This window comes from Microcoleus sp. D3_18_C4, assembly GCF_036702355.1.
Taxonomy (GTDB): Bacteria; Cyanobacteriota; Cyanobacteriia; order Cyanobacteriales; family Microcoleaceae; genus Microcoleus.
On sequence record NZ_JAUBTF010000014.1, the window covers coordinates 15403 to 32066 of the forward strand.

At 46.2% G+C, this 16664-nt stretch carries 11 protein-coding genes; 5 read left to right on the forward strand and 6 right to left on the reverse strand.

Annotated features, from left to right (window positions below; translation table 11 throughout):
- Nucleotide 1: 1 nt before the first annotated feature.
- From dxs to QUA90_RS09550, 3 genes are all read right to left on the reverse strand, one after another.
- Nucleotides 2-1909 (reverse strand): 1-deoxy-D-xylulose-5-phosphate synthase, encoded by a 1908-nt coding sequence (dxs, locus tag QUA90_RS09540; protein ID WP_333445154.1) that lies wholly within the window; start codon nucleotides 1907-1909, stop codon nucleotides 2-4.
- Nucleotides 1910-2621: 712 nt separating this feature from the next.
- Complete coding sequence (locus tag QUA90_RS09545; RefSeq protein WP_333445156.1) at nucleotides 2622-4820, reverse strand: protein phosphatase 2C domain-containing protein; 2199 nt, start codon at nucleotides 4818-4820, stop codon at nucleotides 2622-2624.
- Nucleotides 4821-4995: 175 nt separating this feature from the next.
- Nucleotides 4996-6222 (reverse strand): RNA-guided endonuclease TnpB family protein, encoded by a 1227-nt coding sequence (locus QUA90_RS09550; RefSeq protein ID WP_333445158.1) that lies wholly within the window; start codon nucleotides 6220-6222, stop codon nucleotides 4996-4998.
- 368 nt (nucleotides 6223-6590) lie between these two features.
- Between QUA90_RS09550 and QUA90_RS09555 the strand changes: the two genes are divergently transcribed.
- Nucleotides 6591-7022: an NfeD family protein gene (locus tag QUA90_RS09555; RefSeq protein ID WP_333154583.1), complete on the forward strand. Its 432-nt coding sequence runs from the start codon at nucleotides 6591-6593 to the stop codon at nucleotides 7020-7022.
- A 102-nt stretch (nucleotides 7023-7124) separates the two neighbouring features.
- Nucleotides 7125-8093, forward strand: a complete 969-nt coding sequence (locus QUA90_RS09560) for an SPFH domain-containing protein (protein WP_333383356.1) — start codon at nucleotides 7125-7127, stop codon at nucleotides 8091-8093.
- Nucleotides 8094-8539: 446 nt separating this feature from the next.
- Here QUA90_RS09560 and cimA read toward each other — a convergent pair whose 3' ends face one another.
- On the reverse strand, nucleotides 8540-10198 hold the full coding sequence (cimA, locus tag QUA90_RS09565; RefSeq protein ID WP_445300097.1) for a citramalate synthase: 1659 nt from the start codon (nucleotides 10196-10198) through the stop codon (nucleotides 8540-8542).
- A 75-nt stretch (nucleotides 10199-10273) separates the two neighbouring features.
- Between cimA and QUA90_RS09570 the strand changes: the two genes are divergently transcribed.
- The gene (locus tag QUA90_RS09570) at nucleotides 10274-10612 is read left to right on the forward strand and encodes a 2Fe-2S iron-sulfur cluster-binding protein (protein ID WP_333383353.1); all 339 of its coding nucleotides are present in this window, start codon (nucleotides 10274-10276) and stop codon (nucleotides 10610-10612) included.
- Between the two features lie 151 nt (nucleotides 10613-10763).
- Nucleotides 10764-11861: a glycine oxidase ThiO gene (gene thiO, locus QUA90_RS09575; protein ID WP_333445160.1), complete on the forward strand. Its 1098-nt coding sequence runs from the start codon at nucleotides 10764-10766 to the stop codon at nucleotides 11859-11861.
- Nucleotides 11862-11935: 74 nt separating this feature from the next.
- On the opposite strand, the gene QUA90_RS09580 is transcribed toward thiO, so the two are convergent.
- Entirely contained in the window at nucleotides 11936-12403 is a 468-nt protein-coding gene (locus QUA90_RS09580; RefSeq protein WP_190734193.1) for a hypothetical protein, read from the reverse strand.
- 949 nt (nucleotides 12404-13352) lie between these two features.
- On the opposite strand from QUA90_RS09580, the gene QUA90_RS09585 reads away from it, so the two are divergent.
- Entirely contained in the window at nucleotides 13353-14468 is a 1116-nt protein-coding gene (locus tag QUA90_RS09585) for a fatty acid desaturase (protein ID WP_333445162.1), read from the forward strand.
- Nucleotides 14469-14684: 216 nt separating this feature from the next.
- On the opposite strand, the gene QUA90_RS09590 is transcribed toward QUA90_RS09585, so the two are convergent.
- Entirely contained in the window at nucleotides 14685-16433 is a 1749-nt protein-coding gene (locus QUA90_RS09590) for an ABC transporter ATP-binding protein (protein ID WP_333445164.1), read from the reverse strand.
- Between the last annotated feature and the right edge of the window lie 231 nt (nucleotides 16434-16664).

Consider the following 16664-nt stretch of genomic DNA (forward strand, 5'->3'; position numbering starts at 1 on the left):
TTTACACGCTAACAGGAGACTGTTTGCGGCTGAATGTTGCTAAGATGCGATCGCACATTTGCGACGGAGTTAATCCTAAACTTGCAAATGATTGCTCTGGCGTTGCATGATCTACTAATGTATCCGGTACGCCCAGCCGCATCAGTGGCACGAGAACATTATTGTCGAGCAAAGATTCAGCAACTGCTGAACCGAAGCCACCCATCAAACAGCCTTCTTCCATTGTGACAACTTTGCCGATTCGCTGTGCTAAAGGCAAGATTAATTCGGTGTCCAAAGGCTTGACAAAACGCCCATTGATCACAGTTGCTTCAATACCGTGTTCGCTCAGCATCTCGGCAGTTTGCATTGCCGGATAAACCATTGAACCGTAACCCAAGATCAGCACATCGTCGCCGTTGCGGAGAATTTCGGCTTTGCCGATCGGCAATTCTTCCCAACCTTCTTCCATCAGAGGCACGCCGTAACCGTTGCCGCGCGGGTAACGCATGGTGATCGGGCCGCTGGTGTGGTTGATTCCCGTGACTATCATCCGCTGCAATTCTGCCTCATCTTTTGGCGCCATAACTACCATATTTGGCAGGCACCGCAAGAAGGCAATGTCGTACATTCCTTGGTGAGTGGGGCCGTCAGCACCGACAATGCCGGCGCGATCCAAACAGAAGAAAACTGGCAAATTTTGGATGCAGACATCATGAATTATTTGGTCATAGCCTCGCTGCACAAATGTCGAGTAAATTGCCACAACCGGGCGCATTCCTTCGCAGGCTAAACCAGCGGATAAAGTCACGGCGTGCTGTTCGGCAATCCCGACATCAATGTACTGTTTAGGCAGTTTTTCATGAAGTTTATCCAGACCTGTTCCGGTTGCCATTGCAGCGGTAATGCCGACAATTTTGGGATTATCTTCTGCTAGCTTGACTAGGGCGTGGGCAAATACTTTCGAGTAAGCTGGAGGCTTGGGTTTAGTGGAGGGAATGCCTTTGCCGGTGGCTAAGTTAAAGGGATTTTGGGCGTGATATCCTACTTGGTCTTTTTCGGCGATCGCATATCCTTTGCCTTTCACCGTCACCACATGAACCAACACCGGCCCTTGGATGGTATGAGCTTGTTTGAAAGTGGCAATTAACTCTTCCAAATTGTGTCCATCTACCGGGCCCATGTAAGTAAAGCCCAATTCTTCAATTACTGCTCCAACTTTCGAGACGGCCAAGCGTTTCATCCCTTCTTTGAGGCGTTCCATTTCTGGAGTAAAAGTTTCGCCGACAAAGGGAATGTGTTTGAATTGTTCCTCTAAGTTATCTTTGAGAAACTGCACCGGTGGCGACAATCGCATCTTGTTCAAATACCGCGTAATTGCGCCGACGTTGGGCGAGATTGACATCTCGTTGTCGTTGAGCACAACTAACAAATTGGTTTTCGGCATATGGCCCGCGTGGTTGATGGCTTCGAGTGCCATGCCGCCAGTCAATGCGCCGTCGCCGATGACTGCTACAGTTTTAAAGTTTTCCCCCTTGAGGTCGCGCGCCATTGCCATTCCTAACGCTGCGGAAATGCTTGTGGAAGCGTGACCTGCACCGAAGTGGTCAAATTTGCTCTCGCAGCGCTTGAGATAGCCTGCAACGCCGTCTTTTTGGCGTAGGGTGTGGAATTGGTTGTAGCGGCCGGTGATTAATTTGTGAGGATAAGCTTGGTGGCCGACATCCCAGGTAACTTTGTCGCGATCGAGGTCGAGTGTTTGGTAGAGTGCTAAGGTCAGTTCGACTACACCCAATCCTGGGCCGAGGTGGCCGCCGCTAGCGGCTACAGTTTCTAAATGCTTTTCTCGAATTTGTCGGGCAATTTGTTCGAGTTGATGAATCGAGAGGCCGTGTAATTGGTTTGGGTGAGTCAGTTCGCTGAGATGCATATTTTAAAATCTTGCTCCTGTGAATCAGGACGAATCCTTAACAGATATAGGTTGTGCCTGCGAGGTTGGGTACGCGCAAACGTTAGAATAGTTTAACGGTTATTTGAGAAAAACTGTTAGGCGTAAGATTTTTGTTATTTTTAGCCTGGTAATTATAGTTAATAAATTGTGCGTCGTCAATATAAAAAAAGCTTATCTTGTTAGTTGCTAATCGCTAATTGTTAGCTGCATGGAGATTATTAAGCATTTTTAACTACTTTTTGTAGTGATGGCTGACTTTTTAGCCATCTTGTTTCTGCAAGCGGACTATGATACAAAATCATTAACTGTGATGGAGCATCTCATATTTGTAAAAACACTTCTTCTGGCTCCTTCCTTCTGCCTCAAAACTTTAATTTCTAGCTTTGCTGCAAAAGTGAGATGCTCCTCTGTGAAGTGTGATTTATATACAGCGTATTCCAGGTTTATGAAGTACACCCCAGAAACCAGGTTTCTTTACAGTTCTCGCATCCTTACTGATTCTGTTCAAAAAACCCGGTTTCTCGCGATCTACATCTACATGGAATATGCTGTAAATCAACAACCTCTACCAGAAATCATTCCATTTACACTGGGAAAGTTTTCCCGAATTTGGATAGTAGAGAGCTGCGACGCTCGAAGCATTATTTTGTAAGCTCAAAAGTCGATTCGGGCGACGGCGAGAGACTCTCGCTTACTCCGCTGATGGCAAAGGAGTTTCCGCTTCTTCGGGCGGCGCAATTTCCGCAGGAGTCGATTCCGGCGACGGCGAGGGACTCTCGCTATCGGGCAGCGGAATTTCCGCAGGAGTCGATTCGGGCGACGGCGAGGGACTCTCGCTATCGGGCGGCGGAATTTCCGCAGGAGTCGATTCGGGCGACGGCGAGGGACTCTCGGCCCCGGGCGAGGGAGTCTCCGAAGGACTTGGGGCGGGAGTTTCCGGCGGTGGTGGAAGTTGTGCGGGATCTGGCTGCGGGCTTTGGAGGCTTTGCACCCACAAACCTAAACCGCCGCCGGCTAATATCAGCCCCAACACCCCCAGTAGGGGCAGCGGCAGCTTGGAGCGCCGTTTTTGAACTGGTTCCGGGGCGGGGGAAGTTTCGGGGTACAACAACTGTTTGGACGATTCTGAAAGCTGAGATTCTGGAATCCTCCCGGACTTCTGGAGGGACGCAGCGACGAGGGAAGGCGGCAGCGACACCGAGGCTGACACTGGCGCTGACGCCGGCGCTGAGGCCACCGCCGGATCAAACAGTACCAATCTCTCCGGCGACATCCGACAGTGAGTCGCTACCACGGAGGTGTTGTCATAACCATTTTTCTCGTTGGCGAGACGAATCCAAGACTGAACTGCCGCTTCCAAAGACATTTTGCCCTCAAGCACCTCTGGGCCATAATTCTCCCAAGATTTCTCTACCCAGTCGTTGTCGCTCAAACCGTCGGAACACAGCAGCAGTAAGCCTTCCTCTTCGACAATAAATCGCTGAATCGTCGGGCGCAGGAAATCGGCATCCCGCGTACCCAAAGCTTGAGTCAGGGCTCCTGCATCCGATCGCAGTTGAGTCTCCCAGTACAAACAATGTCCTAGCTGGACTTCCCTTGAGGCTACGTCGTCGTCCACAGTCAGCCGGTGACAGTAATTTTTGCCAATCCAATAAGCGCGGCTGTCTCCAACATTGACTAAATAAAGTTCGTGGCTGTTATTCGAGGGCAAATCCTCGGAAATTTTCACTTTTTGAGGCAACTGGAGGGCCATCACCAAAGTCGTCCCCATCCGTTGCCGCAACTCTTTTCCCTGCTCATTATTTTGAGCGGAAATCACATTATTCACAACTCTGACTATTTCTTCAAGTTGCTTGATGACCATTGTTGGCGTCATCAATTCTTCTTGTTGAGCAATTTCTGCGAGCAAATTTTGGATTAAAGCTTTCAGGGACTGCACGGCTAATTGACTGGCAACTTCTCCTCCTTCGTGGCCTCCAACCCCGTCGCAAACCATTGTCAAGTAAGGAATTAGTTTCTCGCCCCCTGAAGTTTTGCTAAATTGAAAATCAGCAGCAACCGGATAGCAACTGTCTTCATTTTGGGAGCGCTGTGGCCCGGTATCAGTCATGCCGACTACTTCTAAGTGCAGAGGCAATTGAGCGGCTTGTTCTAATAGTAAATCGTTTAGTTCCAGGGCGATCGCCTCGAAATTCATGCTGCTGCGGCGCATAAACTGACAAATCTCTCCGAGTTTCGACTGCACCTCGGGTTGCGCTGATTCCACCAAACCTGACCACACATCTCCCAAATCCCGCAGCGTCGGTACAAAATTGCCCCGGTGCAGTTCCAGCAGGCGTACCCGCCAACCTTCCACCCGCAAATTTTCCGGTACCAGCAAACTCGAAGCGACTCCCTGTTCCGACAGCGGCGCCCACAGTTGGAGCATTTGCCACAGCCAGTAAACTTGGCGCGCGGCGGTTGTCCCAGACCAAGATTCTAAAATAGAAGGATACAGGCGACCGAAATTATTGATGGGCACATTTTGCAACAACAGCACTTCTGTGGCTTCCGGTGCTTCCCCAAGCGAACAAAAACCGTATACTTCCGGCGTATGCAGCCGTTGGGGATACAAATGCAGGTAAGGCATAATCGTATCCGGCAGTTGTTCCGGGACGCTCGGAGGCAAAGCTGGACGGCTGTCGAGCCAGATTTGGGGTGCAATGACAAAGTATCGATCGGCTATTACCTTACCCGTCGGCACTTCCTCGGCTGCTTGCCCCACCACCCACACATAGCGATAAATTAAATCCGTTTCGCACGCTGCACAGTGCTGGCGGCCAAAGGTATTGCGGGGATCGGGACAGCTAAGACTCGGGCAATAAATGGGTTCGGAGAAACTGCTGATCATATCGAAATAGTTTGTGTAAAAACATTCTGAAGATATATAATTCGCAAGCTCAAATTCATGAGCTTGAGAATAAACTGATTTTAGCCCCTATCAATTTCTTAACTGCCTTTGGGCCCCTAGAAATTGTAGTTTCTGCCAGTCTGCACCGGCTTAAATTGTAATTTAAGTTAGTGAACTACCACACATCAACTGCCGGAGCAGTATGATGTGGGCTTCCCAATTCAAGGGCAACAGCCTCGGCAGCAGTGGACTTGCGTCCATACTGTTTTGGTCTTACATTGCCTCCAAAGGCAGTAACGCTGGTTCCCAACGCCAATATCCGTAAGCCTTCGTTTCTGATGTTAATCGCCGCGTTGATGTCTCTATCGTGTTGCGATTGGCAGTGGGGACAGTTAAATTCACGGACTGATAGATCCATTTTTGGTATTGGCAGTAAAGTATTTGAGCAAAGATGTGACGAAGGGAAAAATCTACCTACTTCTAGGTAAACTTTGCCTTCTGCCTCTGCTTTGTACTTGAGCATAGTGCAGAACATCCCCCAACTAGCATCACTTATTACTTTGGCTACATTGTGGTTCTTGACCATGTTCTTTACTGCCAGATTTTCGACAACAATAACTTGGTTTTCGTTGACTATCTTACGGGATAGTTTATGTCGGAAATCTTCACGCACTCTGGCTATTTTTGAATGCACCTTGGCAACAGCCCGTTTAGCTTTGCGACGTTTGTTAGTCGTCTTATCCTTTTTACGAGATAGCTGACGCTGTTTGCGTTTGAGGTTGCGTTCGTGTTTCTTGAGATGTCTGGGATTTTGATACTTTGAGCCGTTAGATGTGACAGCAAAATCAAGCAGTCCCAAGTCTAGGCCGATGGCTTTACCCTCTTCATCGGCTGTCGGTGACTCCAGCCCATCCTTCATTAACAAGGAAGCGTAATAACGACCGTCAGGCATTTTAGACACCGTGACAGTTCTTAATTTGCCAACAGTATCACGATGAATTTTGGCTTTTACGATGCCAAGATTTCCTGGGAACTTAATCGAGGAGTTACTCAGAATTTTGACGTTCTGAGGGTACTGCATTGATTGTCTACCCTGACGCTTTTTGAATGTAGGGTACTGTGCTCGACCATCAAAGAAGTTGATAAAAGCTTGAGACAGATTCAGACAAGAAGATTGGAGGCATTGGGAATAGCATTCTTTGAGCCACTCATGCTCCTTTTTCCAGACTGGAATCTGTTTCTTCATTGTTAAGGCAGAGATACCTTTCCCAGTTTCTTTGTAGGTCTGGGACATAGTAGCAAGAGACTGATTCCACACCCAACGAACACAGCCAAACGCCCCGGTCAAATGACTTTGTTGTTCTTTGTTGGGATAGATTCTGACCTTGAGGACTCTTAACACAATACTTTTACCGCAGTTCTGCTAACCATGATAACATAGAGCCAGGAATAGAGTAATGGATTTGTTCGTTTTCTCATACACCGCCTCAATCAAAGAGAGAATCGCTTGTCAATTTATTTGGCGGTGCAATCGTCAACTCACTCGACTCTCATCCCCAAGGTAAGTCGAGTACGACTTACCCTGTGGGGAGGTCCGTCTGCCTAGCTAAACTCAGACTTGGAGTACGGTATAAGCCTCAACCTGATACCGTGGCGCGAAAAATCGCTCTGAGGGCCAGCAAGTCGCAAACCCTTGCATAGTCAGTTGTTTGCATTTCTTAAATCTTAAATTTCCAATCTAAGATCTAAATAGTATCACCTATTCTTTTTATGATCTGGACTCCGACGCTCCTTTGGCTGATAGCTGGGTCTTTGCTCTGTTTGGCAGAGATATTTCTCCCCACTGCTTTTGTCGCTTTTATGATGGGACTGAGCGCCTTCGCCGTAGCTGGATGCTCTCTAGTTCTACCTTACGTTAATTTACAAATATTCCTGTGGATGGTATTTTCGACAGTTTTTGTGCTGCTGTCTCGGCGGTTGATACCAAAAGGCACCGCAAGGGCGATCGCAGATTCTCAGGAAGCAAAAACTTTAACAGAAATTCCCCCCGGAGAAGCCGGCCGAGTCATTTATGAGGGGAATTCTTGGCAAGCTCGCTGCGAAGACACGAAGGCCACTATCCCCCCCAACCAAAACGTAATTGTCGTGGGACGAAAAGGCACTACTCTGATAGTTTTGCCAGAAAATCTCTTGCATTCTTAAACAAAATGCGTAATTAATTACAGACAATTAGTAGTTAGTCATCAGTCTTTAGTCAACATTTAACATTTAACACTCAACACTCAACATTTATAGGAGGCGACCGTGGAACAATTTTTTTTACTTGTCTTTTTAGCACTCGGCGGCTCAGCCCTCGCAGGTTCCGTCAAGATTATCAATCAGGGAAATGAAGCGCTGGTGGAAACTTTAGGTAAATACAGTGGCAGGAGACTGGAACCCGGTTTGAATTTTGTCAAGCCGTTTCTCGATCGCGTCGTGTACGAGCAAACAATTCGGGAAAAAGTCTTAGATATTCCTCCGCAAGCTTGTATCACCCGGGATAACGTTTCCTTCACGGTTGATGCTGTGGTTTACTGGCGCATTGTAGACTTGGAAAAAGCTTGTTACAAAGTAGAAAATCTCCAGTCAGCAATGGTAAATATGGTGCTGACTCAAATTCGCGCCGAAATGGGTCAACTGGATCTCGAACAAACCTTTACTGCTCGTTCTCAAATTAATGAAATATTGCTCAGAGATTTAGATATTGTTACTGATCCTTGGGGAGTGAAAGTAACGCGGGTAGAATTGCGCGATATTATCCCTTCTAAAACTGTACAGGAATCGATGGAATTGCAGATGGCAGCCGATCGACGCAAGCGGGCGGCAATTCTGACATCCGAGGGCGAACGCGAGTCAGCAGTTAACAGCGCCAAAGGTAAAGCAGAAGCGCAAGTTTTGGATGCAGAAGCGCGCCAAAAAGCGACTATTTTGGAGGCGGAAGCTCAACAAAAGGCGATCGTCCTGAAAGCTCAAGCAGAACGCCAAAGTCAGGTTTTGAAAGCTCAAGCTACTTCTGAGGCCTTGCAAATAATCGCCAAAACTCTGCAAAATGACCCCACTGCTCGCGAAGCTTTACAATTTTTGTTAGCTCAAAACTATCTCGATATGGGCTTGAAAATTGGCACCAGCGACAGCAGCAAGGTGATGTTTATGGACCCGCGCAGCATTCCCGCCACGCTCGAAGGAATGCGATCGATCGTTGGGGAAGGTAATAATAATGACGTGAAAAAGTAGGGGAGCATCTCATATTTGTAAAAACACTTCTTCTGGCTCCTTCTGCCTCGCAGCAAGAGAGCCTCCTGCCTCAAAACTCCAATTTTGGGCTTGGCTGCTTTCATTGAGATGCTCCCAAAAGTAGGGGAGCATCTCACATTTGTAAAAACACTTCTTCTGGCTCCTTCCTTCTGATATCGTTTCCGGTTGCATCGGAATCATAAAATCGAGTCAACAGTTAACACTCAACTATTCAGTTTTTCGACCCCTCCTTCTACAGTCAACAGTCAACAATCACGGACGGTGTAACCGGAATTGATATGACTCTTTCCTCCTGCCTCGCAGCAAGAGAGCCTCATGCCTCAAAACTCCAATTTTGGGCTTGGCTGCTTTCATTGAGATGCTCCCCTTGGTATTTGGTATCTATTTAAACATCGATATTCAGGCAACTTCTCTTGGTCGTTAACCTAATAACTCGACACAGTTAAAACGATCGCCTCCCTATCTCCCAACACCAAACCATACTCCAAACCTTCAACAACCGCCTGATAAGAAGCATCCAAAATATTACCAGAAACCCCAACAGTTGTCCAGCGATCTTGACCGTTGCTAAACTCAGCCAACACGCGAGTTTTAGCAGAAGTTCCGGCACATCCGTCCAGAATTCGCACCTTATAATCTGTTAAGTTAAAATCAGTAATTGCCGGATAAAAATTCCGCAAAGCCTTCCGCAAAGCCGCATCAAGTGCCGAAACAGGCCCGTTTCCTTCCGCGCATTCCAGAATATCTTGACCGTTAACAGTCACTTTCACGGTTGCTAAAGAATTAACTGTTTCCTCCTTACCTTTATCGCAGTGAACTTGAAAACCTTTGATTTCAAATAAATGCTTCCGCTTTCCCAAAGCCTCCCGCATTAACAATTCAAAAGAAGCCTCAGCACCCTCAAATTGATATCCCTGACTTTCCAAATCTTTCAATTTTTCCAAAATTTGGCGGCAAGCAGGATTTTTGCGATCGAGATCCATGCCAAAAGTGCGCGCCTTCGCCAAAACATTGCTCAAACCAGCTTGATCCGAAATCACAATTCGCCGCCTGTTGCCAATTTTTTCCGGTTCCAAATGTTCGTAAGTTAACGGATTTTTTTCAACAGCCGAGACGTGAATTCCGCCTTTGTGAGCAAAAGCCGAAAGACCCACAAAAGGAGCATGATCATCGGGAGCCAGATTGACAATTTCGCTAATCGAGCGACTTACTTGAGTTAATCTAACTAATTGCTGGTCTTCAATGCAATCATAACCTAACTTTAGCTGAAAATTTGGAATCAAAGAACATAAATCCGCATTGCCGCAGCGTTCGCCGTAACCGTTAATAGTTCCCTGTACCATCCTCACTCCTTCCCGCACAGCAGCCAAAGCATTAGCAACCGCAACTCCTGAGTCGTTGTGAGTGTGAATTCCTAATTGTAAATATTTTTCGCGATTGGTTCCTAAAGCTTCTAAAACATCACGAACAACCTGACTGACTTCGTGAGGTAAAGTACCCCCGTTAGTATCGCAAAGCACCAGCCATTCTGCACCGGCATCCGCCGCAGCTTCTAAAGTTTTAATAGCATAATCTGGATTGTGTTTGTAGCCGTCAAACCAGTGTTCGGCATCGTAAATAACGCGCCTTCCCTGACTCCGCAAATATTCAATTGTATCTCGAATCATCGCCAGATTTTCTTCTAGCGTCGTCTTCAAACTTTCAATAACGTGCAAATCCCACGACTTGCCAAACAGCGTCACCCAGCGAGTACCGGCGGACAAAATAGCCTGCAACATTTCATCATTAGCTGCCGTAGTTCCCGGCCGCCTAGTCGAACAAAAAGCTACAACTTCTGCTTGAGTTAGGGGCTGTTCTTTGAGACGCCAAAAAAATTGTACGTCTTTAGGATTTGCCCCCGGCCAGCCGCCTTCAATAAAGGGAATTCCTAAACTGTCTAACTGTCGAGCAATTCGCAGTTTGTCTTCGAGAGATAAGGAGAGTCCCTCGCACTGAGCACCGTCTCGCAGCGTGGTATCGTAGATCCAGAGCCGATTTGTCATGGGAAATTGCGATCGAGAAATTGGTAATATATCACTTACCATATTAGATGAATTTATTTGAATTTAATGCGATAATATATAGGAAAATTAACATAAATCTAACTGGGGTAAATTGCTGTGGTCAAGGTACAAGCGCAAGGAAAAACATTTGAGTGCGACCGCGGAGCGAATCTCCGTGAAGTTTTGCTCAAAAACGGCATCGATCTCTACAACGGCAACGCCAAAGTCATCAACTGCCACGGCCTCGGCACTTGCGGCACCTGCGCCGTCACCGTCGAGGGCGAAGTTTCCGAGCCCCAGTGGCGCGAAAAAGCCCGACTTTCGGTTCCTCCCCATTCTTCCGCCTCCAACCGCCGTTTGTCCTGCCAAACCAAGGTTTTAGGCGATATTAAGGTGACAAAATATGACGGTTTCTGGGGTCAAGGTTCTGAAACTGTCTGGAAACCCCAAGCATAGATTTTTTGTTAAGGAAGGCAGATAGGACGATCGCCTTGCCAGATAATCTGTAAGACTTGCATAATAATTCTAACTGGAAGGTGTGCTTAGCGCACCTTACCCTAAAGAAAGCCGAGAGGTTAAAAAACCCAGAAAGTCCCTATAAAAGTTAATGAATTCATCTAAAGATATTCTGATTATTGGCGGCGGAATAATTGGCCTTTCGCTAGCAGTAGAACTGAAATTGCGAGGGGCATCTGTCGCAGTTCTCACCGCCGATTCTAAACAACCGACGACCCGGGCTGCTGCTGGAATGCTTGCCCCGCAAGCCGAACGAATTCCCCCCAGTCCGATGCTGGATTTGTGCTTGCAAAGTCGCGCACTGTATCCTGCCTGGGTGGAACAGCTAGAAGATATTACCGGATTAAAAACGGGATATTGGCGATCGGGAATTCTCGCACCAGTTTGTCAAAATGAGCCTCAAGAAAAGCCACTTTTGTCAAACCTTAATTATCAATGGTTGGACAGAGATACTGTTCGCCAGCACCAGTTTGGATTAGGTCAAGAAGTAATGGGCGGTTGGTGGTATCCTGACGATGCTCAAGTAGACAACCGCGCTTTATTTCGGACGCTTCAGGCCGCAACTAAAGAATTGCAGATTGAGATTATTCAAGGCACTGCAGAGGAAATTATTCGGCAGAAAAACCGAGTTTTTGGCATTGAAACAACAGCCGGAAAATTCCAAGCAGACCGTTATGTTTTGGCGGCGGGCCCTTGGTCTGAGAAATTATTGGCTATTCCGGTTTTTCCAAGAAAGGGACAAATGCTGTCAGTATGTGTACCAGAAGATTGGGGAGTTATCCAGCCACTGCAAACCGTTCTATTCGGGACTGGCATTTATATTGTGCCACGTCAAGATGGAAGAATTATTATTGGCGCAACTAGCGAAAATGTCGATTTCACGCCGGGAAATACGCCTGCGGGAATGCAAAGTTTGCTAGCAGGAGCGATTAAGTTATATCCCGAATTACAAAATTATCCGATTCTGGAGTTTTGGTGGGGATTTCGGCCCGCTACTCCTGATGAATTGCCGATTTTGGGTGCTAGTGCTTGGGAGAATTTGACATGGGCTACGGGGCATTACCGCAATGGCATTTTGTTGGCTCCGGTGACGGCTAAATTGTTGGCTGATTTGATTGGGAATCAGAAATTAGATCCGTTATTGGCTGCTTTTCATTATTCGAGGTTTGGAGCTTCAGCACTTACTTGAACCTCTATACGGAGGGTGCAGCGTACCTTACTGCTATAAGAGGCGCATCCAACCATTTTTTAGTAAGTCTTGAATTAGTTCGCATCCTGTTTTTTGGGTTGGTTTAATTCCCTGCATTTAGCGGCAGCCAAATCGTAAGCATTTTGGTAATCGCTACCGCCTAACATCAAATCGCCGTAATATTCATAAGGTTGATTGCCATAAATCGGCAGCGGGTCGTCTTCAGGATAATCTTCTTTTGATTCTTCTAGGATTGCTTTGAGTTTCTTGACGCTGAAGCGCTGAACTGGGAAGTAATGAATGTCTTGAGCGATGAAACCGAGATGGGGAAAGGTTGGGTCAACAATTCGCTCGTCGAGTTCAATCCAGCTATATTCGATGGGTTTATATGGCACTCCGGGCACGGCTAAAAAGCCTTGAACATAAATCGCGCCCTCGGTGGCTAATGCTGCTTTACAGGCGTTGTCAAAGCAGTTTTTACGGTTGCTTTTGATGCGAGCGGCCATTTCAATAGAAAGCGTCTCATCTAATAGTTCGGTCATAACCCATTTCTAATCGCGTGTGCGATTAGATTGTAGCAAATCCGAGCTATCTCCGAGCACAAAAAACGCAGGCAATTACGATCGCTCCTCAAATTCTCTTCTCAAGGAGTTCAGCCAAAATCCTCTGCGGTTGTGGATGTTGTGTCAGCTTTGGTTTCCGGGGCGGGCGGTTTGTCGATCGCCCCTATCGCCCGCCAATAAAAAGTTTTCGCCAGTAGCCCAACTTTTGAGCGTGCGATCGAGTTGGGCTAGAACCCGGTACAGTAAAGTGTGGCACAGACGATGCAAGCAAAAATAGTGGCATAAATTACTGAATGGCGTCCAACCAACCAATGATATTCATGCCTTCCGGTGCAGCGATTTGTTCGGCGGCTGACAGGCTTCACAGTTTTTTCTGTAAACAAAGCAGAGTTGTGATAACCTCATAAATGTGCAAAAATCGGTTCCAACAAAAAAACCTTTGGAAGAAACGGGGAAAGTCCGGCGTAAATCCGCCCCTGTCCCGCAAATGTGATGAGATTATACAGTCCTACGGTTCCGCATCACTTGCAATTCCTAACTGAATTATCGCTAACAGATTATCTGTAACGACTGTCAAGAGAGCCATCCGCTATCTCAATTTTGCTTCAAATCCTTGCGACATACCATCCCACCCAAGAAATTATTCTGCTAACAAATGACGGTCAAATAGAAATCGATTTTCTGCAACAATTAGAAATTACTCTTGCCCTTTGTTATGAGCAAGTACGTCAATGCTGGGATTAATTTCAGCTTGGCGAAACCATCCCAAGGAGGATATAATGAACTAAATATTATCAGCAATTTTGTAAAGTAGGGGCAAATTTTTAACCGCAATTAAGCCAATTACCTGCAATAAAACACTGCCAAAAATACGCATCCTATCCTGATGGTAAGCTAAGCACTTATCCACACACCCTAGATATACTGAATGAAAAACGCGATCAAAAAGTCGGATTTTGTGCTAGCTCCTTATATGAAGAGCAACAATTTGACAGCTACTTGCCAAATACTCAATACAGTGGTTCCTTATATATTCTTATGGTTTTTAGCCTTTAAATCTGCGGCCATTTCTGTATTCCTGCTGCCGCCGATAATGGTGTTGATGACACTTTTTTCAGGACGTTGTTTCTCTTTGATGCACGATTGCGGGCACTATTCTCTTTTTAGTTCCAAAAAAGTCAATCGCATTATGGGTTTTCTGCTAGGTATCATCAATGCGATTCCTCAGTACCCCTGGTCGAGGGGGCACGCTTATCACCACAAACATAATGGTAATTGGGATATGTACCGAGGCCCTTCGGCGTTGATATCCACTGAACAATTTGCGACGCTAAGTCCCTCTAGTCAAAAAATCTATCAGTTACTCAGACACCCATTGATGCTTTTTCCAGGTGGTTTTTTCTATCTAATTATTAAGCCAAGACTCGCCCTTATATTGGGAATTACTGGTTTTATCAGACATATTTTTGCTTGTATAACTAAAGATTTTGGCATGGGTTTATTTGCAATCATTGCTTCTTATAAATCCAAACATTGGTATACGACGGCTGAATTTTGGGATTTACTGTTCAACAATATTTGTGTTGGTGGTAGCTGGATTTATCTGAGCAACTTACTGGGGTTTGGCTTTTTCTGGAGTGTTTACTCAATTGTCATGACTTGTTCTGCAGCGATATTTATCTGTATTTTCTTTGTACAGCATAATTTTGACGGTTCCTACGCCCACAAAACAGAGGGCTGGGACTATCTGCTGGGCGCAATAGAAGGCAGCAGTTATCTGAAATTACCAACTATTCTTAATTGGTTTTCGGCTGATATTGCTTACCACAATATTCATCATCTCTCTGAGCGAATACCTAACTATAATCTTCGGGCTTGTCACAATGCTAATATTCACCTGCTGGCTAATTCAAAATCACTGACAATTCGCGATATTCCTGACTGCTTCCAATTCATTCTTTGGGATGCTGCTTCAGATAGTCTGCAATCGATTAAATTATTTCAACAACAAGAAGAAATTCCCTTGAGTAATGTAGCTAATTAAAATCGGTGGGCAATAAATTTGCTTGCTTCTTTATCCCCACCATCCTATGATCTCGTTTCCGGTTGCACCGGAATTATATAGAGGACACAGCAGTGCTGTGTCCCTATACGGATTAATTGTAGGGACACGGGACACTCGCGGTGTCGAAAGCTGTGGGTAATATTAATTCCGATGCTAGCTAGCGGATTTGATATAAATCAAAGCATCTGTTACTTGTCAATGCAGCAATTCCTCTAATTTTTGCTGGTTCCACAAATACTGATAAAGCCCTGTTTGCCCTACCAATTCAAGGTGAGTGCCACTCTGAACTATTTCTCCTCTCTCCATCACAAAAATGCGATCGGCACTGGCCGCCGCTGACATTTGATGCGAGATAAAAATTACTGTTTTGCGATCGGTTCCCGTTGCCAAGTTTCGCAAAATGTCGGTAGCAGTTTGATTGTCAACGCTGGAAAGAGCGTCATCCAAAATTAACACCGGGGCGTCAACTAACAAAGCGCGAGCAAGTGCCGTCCGCTGGCGCTGTCCACCCGATAAAGTAATGCCGCGCTCGCCAACAACTGTTTTGTACTGCTGCGGAAAGTTGAGGATTTCGGCGTGAATTTGCGCTTGTTTTGCTGCGGCTTCAATCTCCGGCTGTTCCGCTAAAGGGTTTCCGTAGCGGATGTTATTCTTGATGGTAGTGCCGAACAGAAAGCTTTCTTGTGGAACGTAGGCGATCGCCCCACGCAATTCTGTCAATTTTACCTCGGTAATATCCTGTCCGTCTACAAATAACTGACCCCGATCGATATCTAGCAAGCGTGGCAGTGCATTAGCTAAAGTTGATTTTCCTGAGCCGATCGCCCCGACAATTGCGACAGTTTCGCCCGGTTTTATGGTAAAATCAACATTTCTAAGCGCGGGTGTGTTAGCACCCGGATAAGTATAATTTAGATGGCGAGCCGCAATTTCGCCTTTGACTGGAGTTGCCAGTTCCACTGCGTCGGCAGCATCCTTAATTTGCGGTTCCACAGTCAGAATTGATTCGATGCGATCGACACTCACTTCTCCCCGCTGGTAAGCAGTAATTGTGAAACCCAACAGCGCCGTCGGAAACACCAAACGCTCGACATAAATCAGCAACGCCACAAAATCGCCAATGCTAATTTGACCATTAGCAATTGCCCCGCCACCAGCAGAAAGCAGCACCAACAAACTAATGCTTGCCAAACCGCCCAGCAGTGGAAAAATAAAGTTTCTAGTTTTTGCTAATTCTAAATTTGCTGATAGCAACTTCGCATTGGAATTGCGAAAAGCTCGGCGTTCGTTCTCTTCTTGAGCGTAGATTTTAATTACGGACATCCCGCTCATATCTTCTTGAATTAAATCGCTCATCGCCGACAATTCCTCTTGCACGGCTAACTGTTGGATGCGAAGTTTGTCGCTAAATAACTGTACCAAAACCAGCATTAAAGGATAAACTGCGATCGCAAACAGTGTCAGCCTTACATTAATCCCCAGCATCACCGGCAAAGTCAAAGCATAGGCAAATGCCGTATTCGCCAAACTCAGCACCGCAAAGCCCACCAAGCGCCGAATATTGTCCAAATCGGAAGTAGCGCGGTTAATTAAATCTCCTACCGTATTGGCTGCAAAATAAGACGGTTCTAATGTTAATAAATGATTAAATATTTGCTGTTTGAGGTCAAATTCGACTTGACGCCCGACGCCAAACAGCAAAATCCGCGACGCCATCCGAATCACCCACATAATTGAGGCGAGAATCAGAATTAGTGCCACGAAGTTGAAAACTTCGTCAAATTTTGTCGCCACTTGCAGAGTGTCAACTGAATTCCGAATTAGCAGGGGAATGTAAACGCCCACAGCATTGACAACTAATAGCGAAAAAACGCCCCAGAATGTTGGTTTCCAGTGCGGGCGCATATAAGAGCCGAGTTTTTGCAGTCGAGAATAACGAGCCATTTGTTAGTGCGTAATTTGAGATTGATTGAGGAAAGGAAGAAGGTTCGGCAACGAGCAATGTACGGGATGTAACGGATGGATGCTGAAGGAAGAAGGACTCTTCCCCAAGGTTTTCAGCAATTAACAACGTCCTAATAGTCTTGGCTGTTGTGTTGCTATAGAAGGTAGAAGTTTGAAAAATAAGAGAAGCTCTATCGAAAGGTAGATGACCGAAAACACAAGTTAAGAAAT

What these genes read in the sequence shown, in the direction of transcription:
- dxs (WP_333445154.1), bottom strand. Translation starts at nt 1,909, where the DNA reads ATGCATCTCAGCGAACTGACTCACCCAAACCAATTACACGGCCTCTCG.
- QUA90_RS09545 (WP_333445156.1), bottom strand. Translation starts at nt 4,820, where the DNA reads ATGATCAGCAGTTTCTCCGAACCCATTTATTGCCCGAGTCTTAGCTGT.
- QUA90_RS09555 (WP_333154583.1), top strand. Translation starts at nt 6,591, where the DNA reads ATGATCTGGACTCCGACGCTCCTTTGGCTGATAGCTGGGTCTTTGCTC.
- cimA (WP_445300097.1), bottom strand. Translation starts at nt 10,198, where the DNA reads ATGGTAAGTGATATATTACCAATTTCTCGATCGCAATTTCCCATGACA.
- thiO (WP_333445160.1), top strand. Translation starts at nt 10,764, where the DNA reads ATGAATTCATCTAAAGATATTCTGATTATTGGCGGCGGAATAATTGGC.
- QUA90_RS09580 (WP_190734193.1), bottom strand. Translation starts at nt 12,403, where the DNA reads ATGACCGAACTATTAGATGAGACGCTTTCTATTGAAATGGCCGCTCGC.
- QUA90_RS09585 (WP_333445162.1), top strand. Translation starts at nt 13,353, where the DNA reads ATGAAAAACGCGATCAAAAAGTCGGATTTTGTGCTAGCTCCTTATATG.
- QUA90_RS09590 (WP_333445164.1), bottom strand. Translation starts at nt 16,433, where the DNA reads ATGGCTCGTTATTCTCGACTGCAAAAACTCGGCTCTTATATGCGCCCG.